Origin of the sequence: Microbacterium murale (assembly GCF_030815955.1) — a bacterium.
Taxonomy (GTDB): Bacteria; Actinomycetota; Actinomycetes; order Actinomycetales; family Microbacteriaceae; genus Microbacterium; species Microbacterium murale_A.
Genome location: NZ_JAUSXK010000001.1, coordinates 235,894 through 252,645, shown reverse-complemented (window position 1 = coordinate 252,645; position 16,752 = coordinate 235,894). Strand labels below are relative to the sequence as shown.

Genomic DNA, 16,752 nt, shown 5'->3' with positions numbered 1-16,752 from the left:
CATCGGCCCATACCCCCCCAGACCGTTAAGGTAGAACCATGACGTATTCCGTCGCCGTCTCCGGCGCATCCGGCTATGCGGGAGGCGAGATCCTGCGCCTGCTGGCGAGTCACCCGGACATCGAGATCCGCACCGTCACAGCGCATTCGAACGCCGGCCAGCCGCTGATCCAGCACCAGCCGCACCTGCGCTCGCTCGCGCACCTCACCCTGCAGGACACGACCCCCGAGATCCTCGCGGGTCACGACATCGTCTTCCTCGCGCTCCCGCACGGCCAGTCCGGCCAGTACACGGATGCTCTGGGTGAAGTTCCGATCGTGATCGACGCCGGCGCCGACCACCGCCTCACCTCCCGTGAATCGTGGGACGCGTTCTACGGCGGCCCATTCCACGAGCCATGGGCGTACGGCGTCCCCGAGCTTCTCGTCGGCGGCAGCAAGCAGCGTGAGATCCTCCGCAGCGCGAAGCGCATCGCAGCCCCCGGCTGCAACGCCTCGACCGTGAGCCTCAGCCTCGCCCCCGGCGTCGCTGCAGGAGTCATCGACCCGAGTGACATCGTCGCAGTGCTCGCAGTCGGACCTTCAGGGGCGGGCAAGAGCCTCAAGACCAATCTGCTCGCGAGTGAGATCCTCGGCAGCGCCAACCCGTACGCCGTCGGCGGCACGCATCGGCACATCCCGGAGATCCAGCAGGCATTGTCCGCTGCAGGTGCGGACGACGTGCGCATCTCCTTCACCCCTGTCCTCGTGCCGATGGCACGCGGCATCCTCGCCACCTCGACAGCGCCGATCACCGACGGCGTTTCGGATGCCGAGATCCGCGCGGCATGGGAGGACGCCTACGGCGACGAGACGTTCGTCCAACTGCTGCCGGAAGGGCAGTTCCCGCGCACCGCCGACGTCATCGGCGCCAACACCGCGCTGATCGGGCTCGCCATCGATCGTGCAGCAGGCCGCGTCGCGGTCGTCACCGCTGTCGACAACCTCGTCAAGGGCACCGCGGGCGCAGCCATCCAATCCATGAACCTCGCGCTCGGGCTTCCCGAAGACCGCGCGCTGTCACTGAACGGAGTCGCGCCATGAGCGTCACCGCACCACAGGGATTCGAAGCGGCGGGCGTCGCAGCGGGCCTCAAGTCCACCGGCAAGCCTGATGTGGCCGTCGTCGTGAACCGTGGCCCGCGCAGGATCGGCGCGGCCGTCTTCACCAGCAACCGCGCCAAGGCGAATCCCATAATCTGGTCGCAGCAGGTCATCCTCGACCGCACTGTCGAGGCCGTCGTGCTCAACTCGGGCGGGGCGAACTGCTTCACCGGCGCATTCGGATTCCAGACCACGCACCAGACCGCAGAGAAGGCCGCCGAGCTGCTCGACGTCAGTGCCGGCGACATCCTGGTCTGCTCGACCGGCCTGATCGGTACGGGCGACGAGGAATTCCGTTCGAAGGTGCTCGCTGGAACGGAGCAGGCGATCGGGGAACTCAGCGCCGACGGTGGCGATGCGGCCGCGCAGGCGATCATGACCACCGACACCGTCGCGAAGACAGCGATCGTCACTCGCGACGGCTGGACGATCGGCGGTATGGCCAAGGGTGCGGGGATGCTGGCGCCAGGTCTTGCCACGATGCTCGTCGTCATCACCACGGACGCCGACCTCGACGCGCTCGACGCGGACACCGCGCTGCGCCGCGCGACAGGACAGACCTTCGACCGGCTCGACTCCGACGGCTGCATGTCGACCAACGACCAGGTGACGCTCCTCGCCAACGGTGCCAGTGGCATCCGGCCCGACCTCGACGAGTTCGCGGCCGCGCTCACCGAACTCAGCGATGAACTCGCGATCAAGCTGCAGGGCGACGCCGAAGGCGCGAGCCATGACATCACGATCCGTGTCACCAACGCGGCCTCGGAGCAGGACGCCGTGGAGGTCGGGCGCTCGGTCGCACGCAACAACCTCTTCAAGGCCGCCATCTTCGGCAACGATCCGAACTGGGGCCGCGTTCTGGCGGCGATCGGAACCACCAGCGCGCAGTTCGACCCTTACAACGTCGACGTCTGGATGAACGGCGTACGGGTGTGCTCCGAGGGCGGCCCCGACCGGCCGCGGGAAGAAGTCGACCTCACTCCGCGCGCCACAGATCTGCTGATCGATCTACAGGTGGGCGAGGCCCAGGCGACCATCCGCACGAACGACCTCACGCATGATTACGTGCACGAGAACAGCGCGTACGCCTCATGACGGGCATCCAGGACACGCCCGCTGACATCGCGGCGCTCAAGGCGACGACTCTGATCGGATCGCTGCCGTGGCTGAAGAAGTTCCGCGACCAGATCGTGGTGGTCAAATACGGCGGCAATGCCATGGTCTCGGACGAGCTGCAGGAGGCGTTCGCGCAGGACATCGCCTACCTCCGGTACGTCGGAGTGCAGCCGGTCGTCGTCCACGGCGGTGGCCCGCAGATCTCGAACATGCTTGATCGGCTCGCGATCCCCAGCGAGTTCAAAGGCGGCTACCGCGTCACCAACACCGAGGCGATCAGCGTCGTGCGCATGGTGCTCACCGGTCAGGTCAACCCCCAGCTCGTCGCCAAGATCAACTCGCACGGCCCGATCGCGACCGGGCTGAGCGGCGAGGACGCCGGGCTGTTCGGCGGTCGCCGGCGCGGCGTCGTGATCGATGGCGAGAATGTCGACCTCGGACGCGTCGGCGACGTCGTCGAGGTGGACCCCACCGCCGTGCTCGACCACCTGGCCGCCGGACGCATACCGGTGATCTCCAGCATCGCTCCCGACCTGGATCACCCCGGTCAGTCACTCAATGTGAACGCGGATGCCGCAGCATCCGCCCTCGCCATCGCGTTGAACGCTCGCAAGCTCGTCGTCCTCACCGACGTGCCCGGTCTCTACGCGGACTGGCCCAACCGGGAGTCGCTCGTCTCGCACCTCACGTCCGCACAGCTCATCGAGATGCTCCCGTCGTTGGAATCGGGAATGATCCCGAAGATGCGCGCATGCCTCGACGCGGTCGAGGGCGGAGTGGATGCCGCGGCCATCATCGACGGACGCGTGCCGCACTCGGTGCTCGTCGAACTCTTCACCAGCGAAGGAATCGGAACTGAAGTGGTACTCGGAGAATCAGGGGTGACGGCATGACCGTCTGGCAGGAAGACGCAGCACGGGATCTGGTGCTCAACGCGGGCGAGCGGTTCGCGCTGCTCACACGCGGCGAGGGCTCCTACCTCTGGGACGACCAGGGCAAGCGCTACCTCGATTTCCTCGCCGGCATCGCCGTGACGTCTCTGGGGCACGCGCACCCGGTGTTCGTCGACGCGATCTCGAAGCAGGCCGCGACGCTCGCCCACGTGTCGAACTACTTCGCCACGCCTCCGCAGCTCGAGCTCGCCGCTCGTCTGAAGCGTCTGGCCGGAGCCGGCATCGACGGCCGCGTGTACTTCTCGAACTCCGGCGCAGAGGCCAATGAAGCCGCCTTCAAGCTCGCCCGCCTGCACGGCGGTGCCGAGCGGCCGCGCATCATCGCTTTGGAGAACGCCTTCCACGGACGCACCATGGGCTCTCTCGCCATGACGGCGAAAGCGGCGATGCGGGCGCCCTTCGAGCCGATGCCGGGCGGCGTCGAGCACATCCCCGCCACGATCGAGGCGCTCGAGGCGGCGCTCGACGACCGCGTCGCCGCGGTCTTCGTCGAGCCCATCCAGGGTGAAGCCGGTGTCGTGGAGCTCCCGGAGGGCTATCTCGCCGCTGCGCGCTCGCTCACGCTGAAGCACGGCGCGCTGCTCATCATCGATGAGATCCAGACCGGCGCCGGTCGTACCGGCGCATGGTTCGGATTCAACCATGAGGGCATCACACCCGACGCGATCACGCTGGCCAAGGGCATCGGCGGAGGATTCCCGATCGGCGCCCTCGTGACATTCGGTGCAGCGAGCTCGCTGTTCACACCCGGATCGCACGGATCGACGTTCGGAGGCAACCCGTTGGGCACCGCGGTCGCGAACGCCGTGCTCGGTGAGATCGAGAGCGCGAGGCTGGTGGAGAACGCCGCCGCGCGCGGAGTGCAGCTGCGCACCGTGATCGAAGGCATCGGCTCTCCGCTCGTCAGCGGCGTGCGCGGACGCGGCCTGCTCATCGGCGTCGCACTGACCGCCCCCGTGGCGGGCAAGGTCGTCGCCGCCGCGCAAGAGCGCGGGCTCATCGTGAACGCCGCGAACCCCGAGAGCGTGCGCATCGCGCCGGCCCTCACCATCGGCGACGCCGAGATAGAAGAATTCCAGACGCTGTTCGCCACAGCCCTCGCCGATGTGCGGGTGGGCATGACAGCATCCGAAACCGGAAAGGTTGACGCATGACCCGCCACCTGCTGCGTGATGACGATCTCACCACGGCCGAGCAGACCGAGATCCTCGATCTCGCCGTCGAGCTGAAGAAGGACCGCTGGGCGGACAAGACGCTCGCGGGACCTCAGACGGTGGCGGTGATCTTCGACAAGTCGTCGACCCGCACCCGGGTGTCGTTCGCGGTCGGCATCGCAGACCTCGGCGGCTCGCCGCTGATCATCTCGACCGCCAGCAGTCAACTCGGCGGCAAGGAGACCCCGTCAGACACGGCGCGGGTGCTCGAGCGTCAGGTGGCCGCAATCGTGTGGCGCACTTATGCGCAGTCGGGACTCGAGGAGATGGCTGCGGGCACGCGAGTTCCGGTGGTCAACGCACTGTCGGATGACTTCCACCCCTGCCAGCTGCTCGCGGATCTGCTCACGATCCGTGAGCACAAGGGGGAACTCAAGGGGCTCACCCTGACGTTCCTGGGCGACGGTCAGAGCAACATGGCGCACTCCTATGCCCTCGCGGGCGTCACTGCGGGCATGCACGTACGCATCGCATCGCCGGAGACATACGCCCCGCGCGCTGATGTGATCGATGCAGCAGATCGCCGTGCCGCCGAAACCGGCGGATCGATCGCGCTCTACACCGACCCGGTCGAGGCCTCCGCCGGCGCCGATGTCATCGTCACCGACACGTGGGTGTCGATGGGCAAGGAAGAGGAGAAGCTCGCGCGCATCCGCGATCTCGGCGGCTACAAGGTCACCGCTGAGACGATGACCCTGGCCGATCCCGAAGCGATCTTCATCCACTGTCTTCCGGCTGATCGCGGCTACGAGGTGGACCCGGAGGTCATCGACAGCCCGCAGAGCGTCGTCTGGGACGAGGCGGAGAACCGTCTGCACGCGCAGAAGGCGCTGCTGGTCTGGCTGCTGCGCCAGAACTGAGGCGCTCGTTATGCGCGCCCGCCTGCGTGAGAACTGGAATCGCCTGAACGGCCGCGACCGGATAGCAGGCATAGATCTCGCGCGCGGTCTCGCCGTGATCGGAATGTTCGCGGCGCATCTGCTGGCGAACGCGGACCAGTTCGTCTGGGCGGAACCTGCGACCTGGTCTGCGATCGTCGACGGTCGCTCATCGATCCTGTTCGCCACGCTCGCGGGTGTCTCGATCGGTCTTGTCACGGGCGGTGCAGTACCGCTGACGGGCACGCGGATGATGGTGACGCGGTGGAAGCTCGTGCTCAGGGGCCTGATGCTCCTGGCCCTCGGCATCCTCCTGATCCTCACCGGTGTTCCGGTCTACGTCATCCTGCCCGCCTACGCGATCCTGTTCCTTCTTGCTCTGCCGTTCACAGGCTGGCCGGCGAGGTCGGTGCTGTGGGCGGCAGCAGGCACGGCGATAGTGATGCCGTTCATCCAGCCAGTGCTCGACGCGCTTCCGGTCTGGGGGTCGCTGTTCGGCGAGGAGCTGGATGCTGGGATCGGTTGGCACTATCCGTTCACGGTGTGGATCGCCTTCGTGCTCGCGGGTCTCGGTACCGCACGCGCCGGAATCGTCCGGGCCACCGTCCAGGTGCGGTTGCTGGTCGTGGGCAGCGTTCTTGCAGCGATCGGCTACGGACTGGCCGAAGTGCCACCACCGACGACGGACGCGTACTGGTGGACTGTGTGGAGCGCCCAGCCGCACTCCTCCGGGCTTCTCGAGGTGATCGGCTCCGGTGGGTTCGCGATGGCGGTGATCGGTGCCTGCCTTCTGATGTGCCGGATGCGGTGGGTCAAGGCGATCATGCTTCCGCTGCGCGCGGTCGGTGCCATGCCGTTGACGGCATACACGGTGCAGTTGGTCGTGTGGGCCGTTGTCGCCCTGCTGTTGCTCGGTGACCCGAGCGATCTGACAGGCTTCGTCGCGCTTGAGCCGTTCTGGCCCATGACGATCGGCATAGTGCTCGGCTGCACGGCGTGGGCACTGCTGATCGGCCGAGGACCGCTGGAGTGGCTGCTCGAGCGGGGTACCAGACCCGTCGGGATGGAACTGACGCGCCGGTAGGCTGGAAGCATGAGCGACGCGAAGCACGATGGCACGAACGAGGGCGCACTCTGGGGAGCACGATTCGCGAGCGGGCCGTCACCGGAGCTCGCAGAACTCAGCCGCTCGACGCACTTCGACTGGATACTCGCGCCTTACGACATCGCCGGCTCGCACGCGCACGCGAAGGCGCTCGCCGCGGCCGGATACCTCGAGCCCGATGAGGAGCAGAAGATGCATGCGGGCCTGGACGCGGTGGCGCGTCGGGTCGCCGACGGCACACTGCGTCCGGCACCCTCGGATGAAGACGTGCACGGCGCACTCGAGCAGGCGTTGATCGCGGAGCTCGGCCCCGAGCTCGGCGGGCGCCTCCGCGCCGGCCGCAGCCGGAACGACCAGATCGCGACGCTCGTGCGGATGTACCTGATCGATCACGCCAGGGTCATCGCCCGCGACATCCTGCGCGTCATCGATGCTCTCGTCGCACAGGCCGAAGCGCATCCCGATGCGATCCTTCCCGGCCGAACGCACCTTCAGCATGCGCAGCCGGTTCTCCTCGCACACCACCTCCAGGCGCATGCGTGGCCGCTCGTACGTGAGCTCGAACGCCTGGTCGACTGGCGCGTCCGCGCCGGCGTCTCGCCGTACGGCGGGGGAGCACTCGCAGGATCGACGCTCGGCCTCGATCCCGAGCTGGTCGCTCGCGAGCTGGGCCTCGATCGTCCGGCGGAGAATTCCCTCGACGGCACCGCCGCTCGCGATGTCGTGGCGGAATTCGCCTTCATCGCCGCGATGACGGGAGTCGATGTGTCCCGGTTCGCCGAGGAGATCATCCTCTGGAACACGCGGGAATTCGGCTTCGTCACACTGCACGACAGCTGGTCGACCGGTTCGAGCATCATGCCGCAGAAGAAGAACCCCGACATCGCCGAGCTGGCCCGAGGCAAGTCCGGCCGCCTGATCGGAAACCTGTCAGGACTTCTCGCCACGCTCAAGGGCCTGCCGATCGCCTACAACCGCGACTTGCAGGAGGACAAGGAGCCGGTCTTCGACTCGGTGAACACCCTCGAGGTGCTGCTGCCGGCATTCGCCGGGATGATCGCCACCCTCACCTTCGACACCGCGCGGATGGCGGAGCTCGCGCCGCAGGGGTTCTCGCTCGCGACCGATGTCGCCGAGTGGCTGGTCAAGCGGCGAGTGCCGTTCCGCGACGCCCATGAGATCTCCGGTGCCCTCGTGAAAGCATGCGAGTCGCAGGGCATCGGGCTCGAAGACGCGTCGGACGAGCTGCTCGCTCAGGTCTCGCCGCATCTGACCCCTGAGGTGCGCGAAGTCCTGAGCATCGAGGGATCCGTCGCCTCACGCACCGGAGCCGGCGGCACAGCTCCGGTCCGCGTCGCAGAGCAGCGCGCCGAGTTGATCGCCCGCGCCCAGGCTGCGGTGCACGCACTCGGCCTCTGACGGAGCGCGATCGATCAGTGCAAAGCCTCGTCCGCGGCGCTGCGCTCCCAACGTGTGAATCTCACGACCAGGCTCGCACTGGTCGGTGCGGCGAGGAACGGGCCGGCTGACGCGACGGCATCCCCGTCGAACGGCGCGACACGCACCAGGCGCCACTCGCCGTCATCCGCGCGCGCCCGCACGATCAGCGCGTCGGACCAACGGCTCACGCGCACCGTGATCTCCGACCCGTGCCACTCGTCGACGAACCCGACCGACCAGTCCGAGCGGATGTCGGTGACCACGGCTCCGAGACCGAGGTGGCCGTCGGCGAACTCCAGCCCGGCCTTCGTCCAGTGCTCGTCGTCGATCTGGACGAACACTCCAGCCTGGTCGAACTGTCCGTCCCAGGGTGCACGGAACGAGACTTCCATCGCTTCACCGACGGCCAGGGGTGCGAGGAGCGCGTGGGCGTTCTCATGTACGAAGCCGTACGCGGTGTGGCGCCAGGCGTCGCTTCCATGGCGCGCGGTAACGTCGAGGTGACTCCCCGTGACACTGCTCGCAGCAGGGGGAGTGGTCCATGTTCCTTCGTTCCAGGCGATCATGCTCGCCACCATATCGGCCGTTGACGCCGTTTGGATACCTTGCGATACTTGGGCCGAAGTATCTCGTAGTATCTCGCACCGACGGAGGTCCGATGCAGCCGAGTCCGTACACCCCGGGGGAGATCGCACGCGCCGTTCCCGGTCGCGGCGAGCTGATCGAGGAGTTCAACGAGCGGCTCTCGCTTCTGGTCGACCTGCAGCGCCTGATCGGCCGCATCCATGTCGCGTTCGGCGAGCGCGGGATCGGCAAGACCTCCCTGCTGCGCGCCTACCAGCGCCTCGCGGAGGAACGCGACGTGCTCTGCATCTGGGTCACGGCGGGGGAGCAGAGCGGACTGATCGCTCAGATCATCGACGGCATCCGCGAGGCGACGAGCTCGTGGCCGCAGGCCACCGAAGCATCGATACGCCAGCACCTCGATGCGCTCACCGTCACAGTCGGAGTGCCGGGGATCGCCTCGGTCAGTGCGAAGACCACCAGGCGCACAGCACCCGATGCCGTCGGCGCCCGCGCGCTCGAGAAGCTGATCCGCGCGACGACGGAGGATCGAAAGCGCGTGAAGGCGCTCGTGCTGTTCATCGACGAAGTGCAGTCCGCCGATGCCGACGGCATCCGAACGCTCGCCTACGCCTGGCAGCATCTGCAGGCGGAGGCGCCGAACATTCCCGCCGCTGTGTACGCCGCCGGCCTCCCCAACGCGCCGGAGCAGATCGCGGATGCCGTCACGTTCAGCGAGCGCTTCGCATACCGACCGCTCGAGATGTTGTCCGTCGGGGCGCAGGTCGCGGCGCTCCGCGACCCGGCTTCGGAACTGCACGTCACGTGGGAGCCGGATGCGCTCGAGCTCGCAGCCGAACTCGCGGTCGGATACCCGTACGCGGTGCAGCTGTACGGCGATGCGTCCTGGGTCGCGGCAGGGCGACCGGATGCCGGTGGCACGATCACCCCGCGGCACGTCAAGACCGCCAGGGCGAGCGTCGACCGTGATCTCCGCAATCTCTTCGCCGCCCGCTGGGCGAACACCACGGCGAACCAGCGCCGATTCCTCGTGGCTGTCGCCTGGCTGCAGGCGAACGACGATGCCGTGGACCGCGGCGATCTCGCCGACGTGCTCGACGTGTCATCACGCAGCCTGTCGTCGGTGCGCGCCCGCTTGATCGCGAAGGGTCTGATCCGCTCGGAAGGGCACGGCCGTGTCACGATCCCCGTCCCCGGGTTCGCGGACTACATCCGCGAGCTCGAAGACGACCCGCGGTAGCCGGTCGGCCGATCACTCGATCAGAAAATCTCCCATCAGAGGATCGAGCGGTACCAGTCGAGCTTCTCCGTGAGTCGTGCCTGCTTCGCGAGCACCTCGTCGAGTTGTCGCTGCACACTGGCGGCATGCTCCTCGAGCAGGGCGATGCGCTCCGGGACCGTCTCCTCGTCGCGGCACAGCTCGCCGTAGCGACGGAGCCGCTCCACTGGCATCCCGGTGTCGCGCAGGCACTTGAGGAATTCGAGTGTGCCCAGCTCGGAATCGGAGTAGACGCGATGTCCGCCCGCGGTGCGTCGCACCGGAGCGAGGATTCCCTCGCGCTCGTAGTACCGCAGGGTATCGATGCTGAATCCGCTGCGCTCTGACGCCTCGGCAGGTGTGTACGTCGTCATGGCCCGAGCATAGAGCTTGACCTGGAGTGCGCTCCAGGTTGCACAGTGGGCTCATGACTGATGACAGGATCCCCGTTTCCCCGCTCGTGCTCGGTGCGATGTCCTTCGGCACCCGAATCGATGAGGACACCTCTTTCGCGCTGCTCGACCGCTTCGTCGAACGCGGCGGTGTCTGGATCGACACAGCTGACTGCTACAGCTTCTGGGACAGTCCCACCGGTCACGGTGGGGCATCCGAAGCGGTCCTCGGTCGCTGGCTGGCCGCTCGACCAGGGTTCCGCGAGCAGGTGAGGCTGTCGACGAAGCTCGGTGCCGAGCCGCTGTGGCCCGGGTCCTGGCCGGAACGCCGAGCCGGTCTGTCGGCGCGTGCGATCCGTGATGCGGCGGCCGGCAGCCTCGATCGGCTCGGGGTCGATCAGATCGATCTGCTCTGGTTGCATCAAGAGGATCGATCGGTGCCTATCGAAGAGACTGTGGAGGCACTCGCTGAACTGACGTCGGCGGGCACAGTGCGTCGGGTCGGCGCATCCAACCATCCCGCATGGCGGGTCGAGCGGGCTCGCGCGCATGCGAAGCAGATCGGGACCCTCCCTATCGACGCATTCCAGCTCAACAGCACTTATCTGCGAGCCCGGCCCGGCACACGGCTGCCAGGAGTCATCCACCGGTTCGGGGTGTTCGATGACGAACAACGCGACTACGCCACGGAGCACGGCATCGAGACCTGGGCGTACACACCGCTCCTGTCCGGTGCCTACGACAACCCGGACAAGACGATCGCTGAGGTCTACGACCATCCCGGCAACACGCGACGTCTCGCCGTGCTCGATGAGATCGCCGGTGAACGCGGTGCCCAGCGCGGGCAGATCGTGCTCGCCTGGCTGCTGGCGCACGGCATCCGTCCGATCCTGGGCGGGAGCAGGCTCGACCAGCTCGAGACGGCGATGGACGCTGCACTCCTGACTCTCGCACCGGAGGAGGTCGAGGCGATGGATGCACCGGCCTGAGGGGGCGGTGCCGCGCTGATAGCCTGGAGCGCGTGTCGAATCCTGCTCTGACGACTGCTGAACCCGCGATCGACCCCACGTTCGAGAACGTGTGGGATGAACTCGTGTGGCGCGGCCTCGTCCACGTGTCCACCGACCAGGAGGCGCTGCGCGCCCTTCTCGCCGGAGACCCGATCACGTATTACTGCGGGTTCGATCCGACGGCGGCCAGCCTGCATCTGGGAAACCTCGTGCAGTTGCTCACGATGCGCCGCATCCAGCTCGCGGGTCACAAGCCGCTCGGCCTCGTCGGCGGCTCGACCGGACTCATCGGCGACCCTCGCCCCACGGCGGAGCGCACGCTGAACACCCCGGAGACGGTCGCCCAGTGGGTCGGCCGTCTGCGGGCCCAGGTCGAGCGCTACCTGAGCTTCGAGGGCGACAACGCCGCGCGCATGGTGAACAACCTCGACTGGACGGCGCCCATGTCGGCGATCGACTTCCTGCGGGAGATCGGAAAGCACTACCGCGTCGGCACGATGCTGAAGAAGGATGCCGTCGCCGCGCGCCTGAACTCCGACGAGGGCATCAGCTACACCGAGTTCAGCTACCAGATCCTGCAGGGCATGGACTACCTCGAGCTGTACCGCCAGTACGACTGCGTGCTGCAGACCGGCGGCAGCGACCAGTGGGGCAACCTCACCAGCGGCACCGACCTCATCCGCCGAGCCGAGGGGGTCTCCGCGCACGCGATCGGCACCCCGTTGATCACGAATAGCGACGGCACGAAGTTCGGCAAGAGCGAGGGCAACGCCATCTGGCTCGACGCCGACATGTGCAGCCCGTACCGGATGTACCAGTTCTGGCTCAGCACGGCCGACGTCGACGTGATCGAGCGGCTGAAGGTCTTCACGTTCCTCACGCGGGCAGAGATCGAGGAGTACGCGGCCCTCGTCGAATCCGAGCCGTTCCGACGTGCCGCCCAGAAGCGCCTCGCGCTCGAGGTGGTCGCGACTGTGCACGGCACGGATGCCACCGCCGCCGTCATCGCAGCATCAGAGGCTCTCTTCGGCCAGGGCGACCTGACCGCTCTGGACCCGGCGACGCTGCGTTCCGCTCTCGAGGAGCTTCCGCACACGACCGCCGCGGCCGGCACGACGGTCGTCGACGCGCTCGTCTCGACCGGTCTTGTCGGGAGCCTCTCAGAGGCGCGTCGCGCGATCGCGCAGGGCGGCGTCTCGGTCGACGGTTCGCGGGTGGAAGACGACGCTGCTGTCGTGGAGGGAACTCTGCCCGGAGGGGTGTCGGTACTTCGTCGCGGTAAGAAGACGCTCGCGGGCGTGTTCATCGGCTGATGCCGTTCACACCGAGCCATGCAGTGCTCGCGCTGCCTTTCATCCGCACGCCACTGATCCCGTCGGCGATCGCGATCGGCGCGATGACTCCGGACCTGCCGCTGTTCCTGCGCGGATTCGGCGTCACGTACGCGTTCACCCATACCTACGCCAACGTGCTCTGGACGACGGTGCTCGCGCTCGGACTGTTCCTCATCTGGCGCGTGGTGCTGCGGCCCGCGGCTTCAGAGTTGTCACCCTCCTGGCTGGCGCGCAGGCTACCGCGCAGCTGGGATGAGCCGGCCGCAGATGCCGTGAAGCAGGCGATAGGTGTGGGGCAACGGCGCTCGTATGTGCCGCTGCTCGTGCTGTCGCTGCTGCTCGGCGTCGTCTCGCACATCCTGTGGGATGCGTTCACCCACGCTGGACGTATCGGCTCTCAGCTCTTTCCGGCTTTGGCTGAGCAGTGGGGGCCGTTGCAGGGATTCAAATGGCTGCAACACGGATCGAGCGTCGTCGGGCTCGCCATCATCGGCGTCTGGGCACTCCTCTGGCTGCGTCGCAGTGAGCCTCAGGATGTGCGCGGGCGGACGCTGCCCCCGTGGGCTCGGGTGTCGTGGTGGTTTTCGCTCCCGGTGATCCTCATCGCCGCATGGGTGATCGGGTACCTGGCCTACGGCCCGTTCACCGCGGGATTCACGATCCAGCATCTTGCGTATCGTGTGCTGCCTCCCGCGTGCGGAATCTGGGCGATGCTCACGCTCGTGCTGTGCGTGGTGATCGCCATTGTGGGCGGTCGCCGCCCCACGGGCGCGGTGCGGCGAAGCTGAACCCCGGGAGCACTGAACCGGCGGTCACGAGCGTGCGTCCTTCGATGAGGAACTCCTGACTGTGCTCGGCTGGATCGATCTCACGCTCTGGTTCCGGGGCTTCGCGTCGTGGCATTCCGAGCAGTTCTGCGGCCACTCGTCGTAGCGAGGTCTCGATGTGCCAGGTGCCGCCTTCCCTCCGGCGGCGACGGAGCGTCTCGCAGACGGCCGCCGCCAGAAGGTAGCCGGCGCTGTGGTCGAGCGCCTGTGCCGGAAGGGCGCCGGGGCGCTCGCCGTCGGGCGATTCGATCATCGCGATACCCGATTCCGCTTGCACGAGCGAGTCGAATCCTGCGCGGTCAGGGTGTGCAGTGCCCCATGCACTCAGCTGCGCGATGATCAGGCCGGGATGCTGTTCGGCGAGGAGCTCGGGGGCGAGGCCGAGACGCGCGAGGGCGGCGGGGCGGTAGCCGAGCACGATGACATCCGCGCCTTCCACGAGTGCGGTCATCTGCGCTGACCGCGCATCCAGCAGCGCGCTGCGCTTTCCGTGACCGGTGTCGAAGTGCTGCCACTCCGGTTCGGCGAGATGGGGTGGATCGATGCGCAGCACCTCGGCGCCGAGCAGGGCGAGAGTGCGAGTGCAGACCGGACCCGCGATCACGCGGGTGAGGTCGAGTACTCGAATGCCGTGAAGCGGTGCAGTTCGAGAGGACTCTGCCGTACCCGCAGACGCCGCAGATCGGGGTGCGTCGCCGACACGACGCAGCTCGACGAGGGGGCGCGACCGCAGCGTCGCGTCGAGATCGGGATTCTCCGCGTTGACGGGGACGGCCAGCCCTCCGGCGGCAGTGATGCGGTCGACGGACTCATGAACGGATGCCGCGGCGAACGCTGCGCGCAGGTCGGCAGCGTCAGCGTCTGCAGACAGTGCGAGACCGCGACGAAGGGCACGCGCACGATGCGGGTAGTTGCCGTGCGTGCGAAGCCATCCGTCGTTCGCGCGCCAGAACCCGGAGGATGCCGACCACACCGATGCGGCCTGGCCGTCCACTCGGAGCAGCCGATCACTGCGGTACGCCATCGCGATCCGGTCGGGATCCGGATCGGCGGGGGGCGAGTCGCTGACGGACCGCAGCACGGCAGTCACACTGGCCCAGGCGAGATCGCCTGTCGACAGGCGAGAGGGGAGCGGGACCGGCACACTCATGACGAAGAGGGGCGGTCGACGAGCAGATCCATGGTCGAGATCGTACGCCGAGCCGCGTTCCGAGCAGAAAATGCGCGTGATCAGGACTGATGATTCTGAGCGGCTGAGGCGACACGCCCGGGGTGATCCCGTGATTTGCCGGACCCCCGGATCCCGCGTAACTTATTACTTGTTCGCCCCACAGGGTTGAGAAAGGGCCAAGGCTCAGCTCCCCTCAAGCGGTTGAACAACACCCCACACAGAAGATCACCTCGGTGAGATGCTGTGCGGGGTTGCTCTGTGGTTCCGCAGATCGACATCGAGTTCGCTCGGATCGCCGATTTGACAAACGGATGCCACGGGGTAAGATTGAGAAGTTGCCCTTCGGGCCTGGTTGTGATGACTGGGTCGGGGGAGCGTCCGATCCTTGAGAACTCAACAGCGTGCACTTGTCAAATGCCAAATTATCCTCGTCGCTCTTCGGAGTGGTGAGAATTCCTTTGGATCAAAGACCAGCCCTTCCGGGGGTTGGCATTTTAAATGAAGTCAGTTTGATTCATTTCTTTGGTCAGTTCAAACTCGCTGCTCATGCCTTTTTCCGGTGTGTTCAGTTTTTTTCTTTTACGGAGAGTTTGATCCTGGCTCAGGATGAACGCTGGCGGCGTGCTTAACACATGCAAGTCGAACGATGAAGCCCAGCTTGCTGGGTGGATTAGTGGCGAACGGGTGAGTAACACGTGAGCAACCTGCCCCTGACTCTGGGATAAGCGCTGGAAACGGCGTCTAATACTGGATACGAACCATGAAGGCATCTTCAGTGGTTGGAAAGATTTATTGGTTGGGGATGGGCTCGCGGCCTATCAGCTTGTTGGTGAGGTAATGGCTCACCAAGGCGTCGACGGGTAGCCGGCCTGAGAGGGTGACCGGCCACACTGGGACTGAGACACGGCCCAGACTCCTACGGGAGGCAGCAGTGGGGAATATTGCACAATGGGCGCAAGCCTGATGCAGCAACGCCGCGTGAGGGATGACGGCCTTCGGGTTGTAAACCTCTTTTAGCAGGGAAGAAGCGAAAGTGACGGTACCTGCAGAAAAAGCACCGGCTAACTACGTGCCAGCAGCCGCGGTAATACGTAGGGTGCAAGCGTTATCCGGAATTATTGGGCGTAAAGAGCTCGTAGGCGGTTTGTCGCGTCTGCTGTGAAATCTGGGGGCTCAACCCCCAGCCTGCAGTGGGTACGGGCAGACTAGAGTGCGGTAGGGGAGATTGGAATTCCTGGTGTAGCGGTGGAATGCGCAGATATCAGGAGGAACACCGATGGCGAAGGCAGATCTCTGGGCCGTAACTGACGCTGAGGAGCGAAAGGGTGGGGAGCAAACAGGCTTAGATACCCTGGTAGTCCACCCCGTAAACGTTGGGAACTAGTTGTGGGGTCCATTCCACGGATTCCGTGACGCAGCTAACGCATTAAGTTCCCCGCCTGGGGAGTACGGCCGCAAGGCTAAAACTCAAAGGAATTGACGGGGACCCGCACAAGCGGCGGAGCATGCGGATTAATTCGATGCAACGCGAAGAACCTTACCAAGGCTTGACATATACGAGAACGGGCCAGAAATGGTCAACTCTTTGGACACTCGTAAACAGGTGGTGCATGGTTGTCGTCAGCTCGTGTCGTGAGATGTTGGGTTAAGTCCCGCAACGAGCGCAACCCTCGTTCTATGTTGCCAGCACGTAATGGTGGGAACTCATGGGATACTGCCGGGGTCAACTCGGAGGAAGGTGGGGATGACGTCAAATCATCATGCCCCTTATGTCTTGGGCTTCACGCATGCTACAATGGCCGGTACAATGGGCTGCAATACCGTGAGGTGGAGCGAATCCCAAAAAGCCGGTCCCAGTTCGGATTGAGGTCTGCAACTCGACCTCATGAAGTCGGAGTCGCTAGTAATCGCAGATCAGCAACGCTGCGGTGAATACGTTCCCGGGTCTTGTACACACCGCCCGTCAAGTCATGAAAGTCGGTAACACCTGAAGCCGGTGGCCTAACCCCTTGTGGGAGGGAGCTGTCGAAGGTGGGATCGGTAATTAGGACTAAGTCGTAACAAGGTAGCCGTACCGGAAGGTGCGGCTGGATCACCTCCTTTCTAAGGAGCAACTGGCAGCCTCTTGGTTGTCCAGACCCCAGATCGAAGGCGTATGTTCTTCGCTGGGAGCTCATGGGTGGAACATTTGACAAGGTGCTGGAGGAAGATTTCCTCTCTTAGTACATCGCTCTTCGGGGTGATCGGAACGGGGTGGGGGTTGGGTGCCGGTACTTGCACGCTGTTGGGTCCTGAGGGACCGGAACCGGTCTGATCTCCTTTGGGGGT

Annotated in this window: 14 protein-coding genes and 1 rRNA gene; 12 read left to right on the top strand and 3 right to left on the bottom strand. The window is 65.8% G+C overall.

What is annotated here, in order from left to right:
- Positions 1–38: 38 nt before the first annotated feature.
- The 7 genes from argC to argH are packed head-to-tail and all read left to right on the top strand — an operon-like array spanning position 39 to position 7,826.
- Positions 39–1,082: an N-acetyl-gamma-glutamyl-phosphate reductase gene (argC, locus tag QFZ46_RS01270; RefSeq protein ID WP_307357538.1), complete on the top strand. Its 1,044-nt coding sequence runs from the start codon at positions 39–41 to the stop codon at positions 1,080–1,082.
- The gene (gene argJ / locus QFZ46_RS01265) at positions 1,079–2,236 is read left to right on the top strand and encodes a bifunctional glutamate N-acetyltransferase/amino-acid acetyltransferase ArgJ (RefSeq protein ID WP_307357536.1); all 1,158 of its coding nucleotides are present in this window, start codon (positions 1,079–1,081) and stop codon (positions 2,234–2,236) included. Before argC ends, argJ begins: the two co-directional genes overlap by 4 nt.
- The gene (argB, locus tag QFZ46_RS01260; protein WP_307357534.1) at positions 2,233–3,150 is read left to right on the top strand and encodes an acetylglutamate kinase; all 918 of its coding nucleotides are present in this window, start codon (positions 2,233–2,235) and stop codon (positions 3,148–3,150) included. Before argJ ends, argB begins: the two co-directional genes overlap by 4 nt.
- On the top strand, positions 3,147–4,364 hold the full coding sequence (locus tag QFZ46_RS01255; RefSeq protein WP_307357531.1) for an acetylornithine transaminase: 1,218 nt from the start codon (positions 3,147–3,149) through the stop codon (positions 4,362–4,364). Before argB ends, QFZ46_RS01255 begins: the two co-directional genes overlap by 4 nt.
- Positions 4,361–5,284, top strand: coding sequence for an ornithine carbamoyltransferase (argF, locus tag QFZ46_RS01250; RefSeq protein ID WP_307357529.1), 924 nt, complete (start codon positions 4,361–4,363; stop codon positions 5,282–5,284). Before QFZ46_RS01255 ends, argF begins: the two co-directional genes overlap by 4 nt.
- A gap of 10 nt (positions 5,285–5,294) precedes the next feature.
- Positions 5,295–6,386 carry a heparan-alpha-glucosaminide N-acetyltransferase domain-containing protein gene (locus QFZ46_RS01245; RefSeq protein WP_307357527.1) on the top strand — a complete coding sequence of 364 codons (1,092 nt, stop codon included), beginning with the start codon at positions 5,295–5,297 and terminating at the stop codon, positions 6,384–6,386.
- A gap of 9 nt (positions 6,387–6,395) precedes the next feature.
- A complete protein-coding gene (gene argH / locus QFZ46_RS01240; RefSeq protein WP_307357526.1) occupies positions 6,396–7,826 on the top strand; it encodes an argininosuccinate lyase in 1,431 nt (476 codons plus the stop codon).
- Between the two features lie 14 nt (positions 7,827–7,840).
- On the opposite strand, the gene QFZ46_RS01235 is transcribed toward argH, so the two are convergent.
- Positions 7,841–8,413, bottom strand: coding sequence for a DUF1349 domain-containing protein (locus tag QFZ46_RS01235; protein WP_307357524.1), 573 nt, complete (start codon positions 8,411–8,413; stop codon positions 7,841–7,843).
- A 92-nt stretch (positions 8,414–8,505) separates the two neighbouring features.
- Here QFZ46_RS01235 and QFZ46_RS01230 point away from each other — a divergent pair, with 92 nt between their 5' ends.
- Positions 8,506–9,672 carry an ATP-binding protein gene (locus QFZ46_RS01230; protein WP_307357522.1) on the top strand — a complete coding sequence of 389 codons (1,167 nt, stop codon included), beginning with the start codon at positions 8,506–8,508 and terminating at the stop codon, positions 9,670–9,672.
- Between the two features lie 35 nt (positions 9,673–9,707).
- Here QFZ46_RS01230 and QFZ46_RS01225 read toward each other — a convergent pair whose 3' ends face one another.
- Positions 9,708–10,064 carry a MerR family transcriptional regulator gene (locus QFZ46_RS01225; protein ID WP_307357520.1) on the bottom strand — a complete coding sequence of 119 codons (357 nt, stop codon included), beginning with the start codon at positions 10,062–10,064 and terminating at the stop codon, positions 9,708–9,710.
- Between the two features lie 53 nt (positions 10,065–10,117).
- Here QFZ46_RS01225 and QFZ46_RS01220 point away from each other — a divergent pair, with 53 nt between their 5' ends.
- Genes QFZ46_RS01220 through QFZ46_RS01210 form a run of 3 tightly spaced genes read left to right on the top strand, consistent with a single transcriptional unit; the run spans position 10,118 to position 13,214 of the window.
- Positions 10,118–11,071, top strand: a complete 954-nt coding sequence (locus QFZ46_RS01220) for an aldo/keto reductase (RefSeq protein ID WP_307357518.1) — start codon at positions 10,118–10,120, stop codon at positions 11,069–11,071.
- 32 nt (positions 11,072–11,103) lie between these two features.
- The gene (gene tyrS / locus QFZ46_RS01215) at positions 11,104–12,405 is read left to right on the top strand and encodes a tyrosine--tRNA ligase (RefSeq protein ID WP_307357517.1); all 1,302 of its coding nucleotides are present in this window, start codon (positions 11,104–11,106) and stop codon (positions 12,403–12,405) included.
- Positions 12,405–13,214 (top strand): DUF4184 family protein, encoded by an 810-nt coding sequence (locus QFZ46_RS01210; protein WP_307357516.1) that lies wholly within the window; start codon positions 12,405–12,407, stop codon positions 13,212–13,214. The genes tyrS and QFZ46_RS01210 overlap by 1 nt, the downstream gene beginning before the upstream one ends.
- On the opposite strand, the gene QFZ46_RS01205 is transcribed toward QFZ46_RS01210, so the two are convergent.
- Complete coding sequence (locus QFZ46_RS01205; RefSeq protein ID WP_307357515.1) at positions 13,141–14,403, bottom strand: CoA transferase; 1,263 nt, start codon at positions 14,401–14,403, stop codon at positions 13,141–13,143. The genes QFZ46_RS01210 and QFZ46_RS01205 overlap by 74 nt on opposite strands.
- A 599-nt stretch (positions 14,404–15,002) precedes the next feature.
- Between QFZ46_RS01205 and QFZ46_RS01200 the strand changes: the two genes are divergently transcribed.
- Positions 15,003–16,527, top strand: a 16S ribosomal RNA gene (locus tag QFZ46_RS01200).
- Positions 16,528–16,752 lie beyond the last annotated feature (225 nt).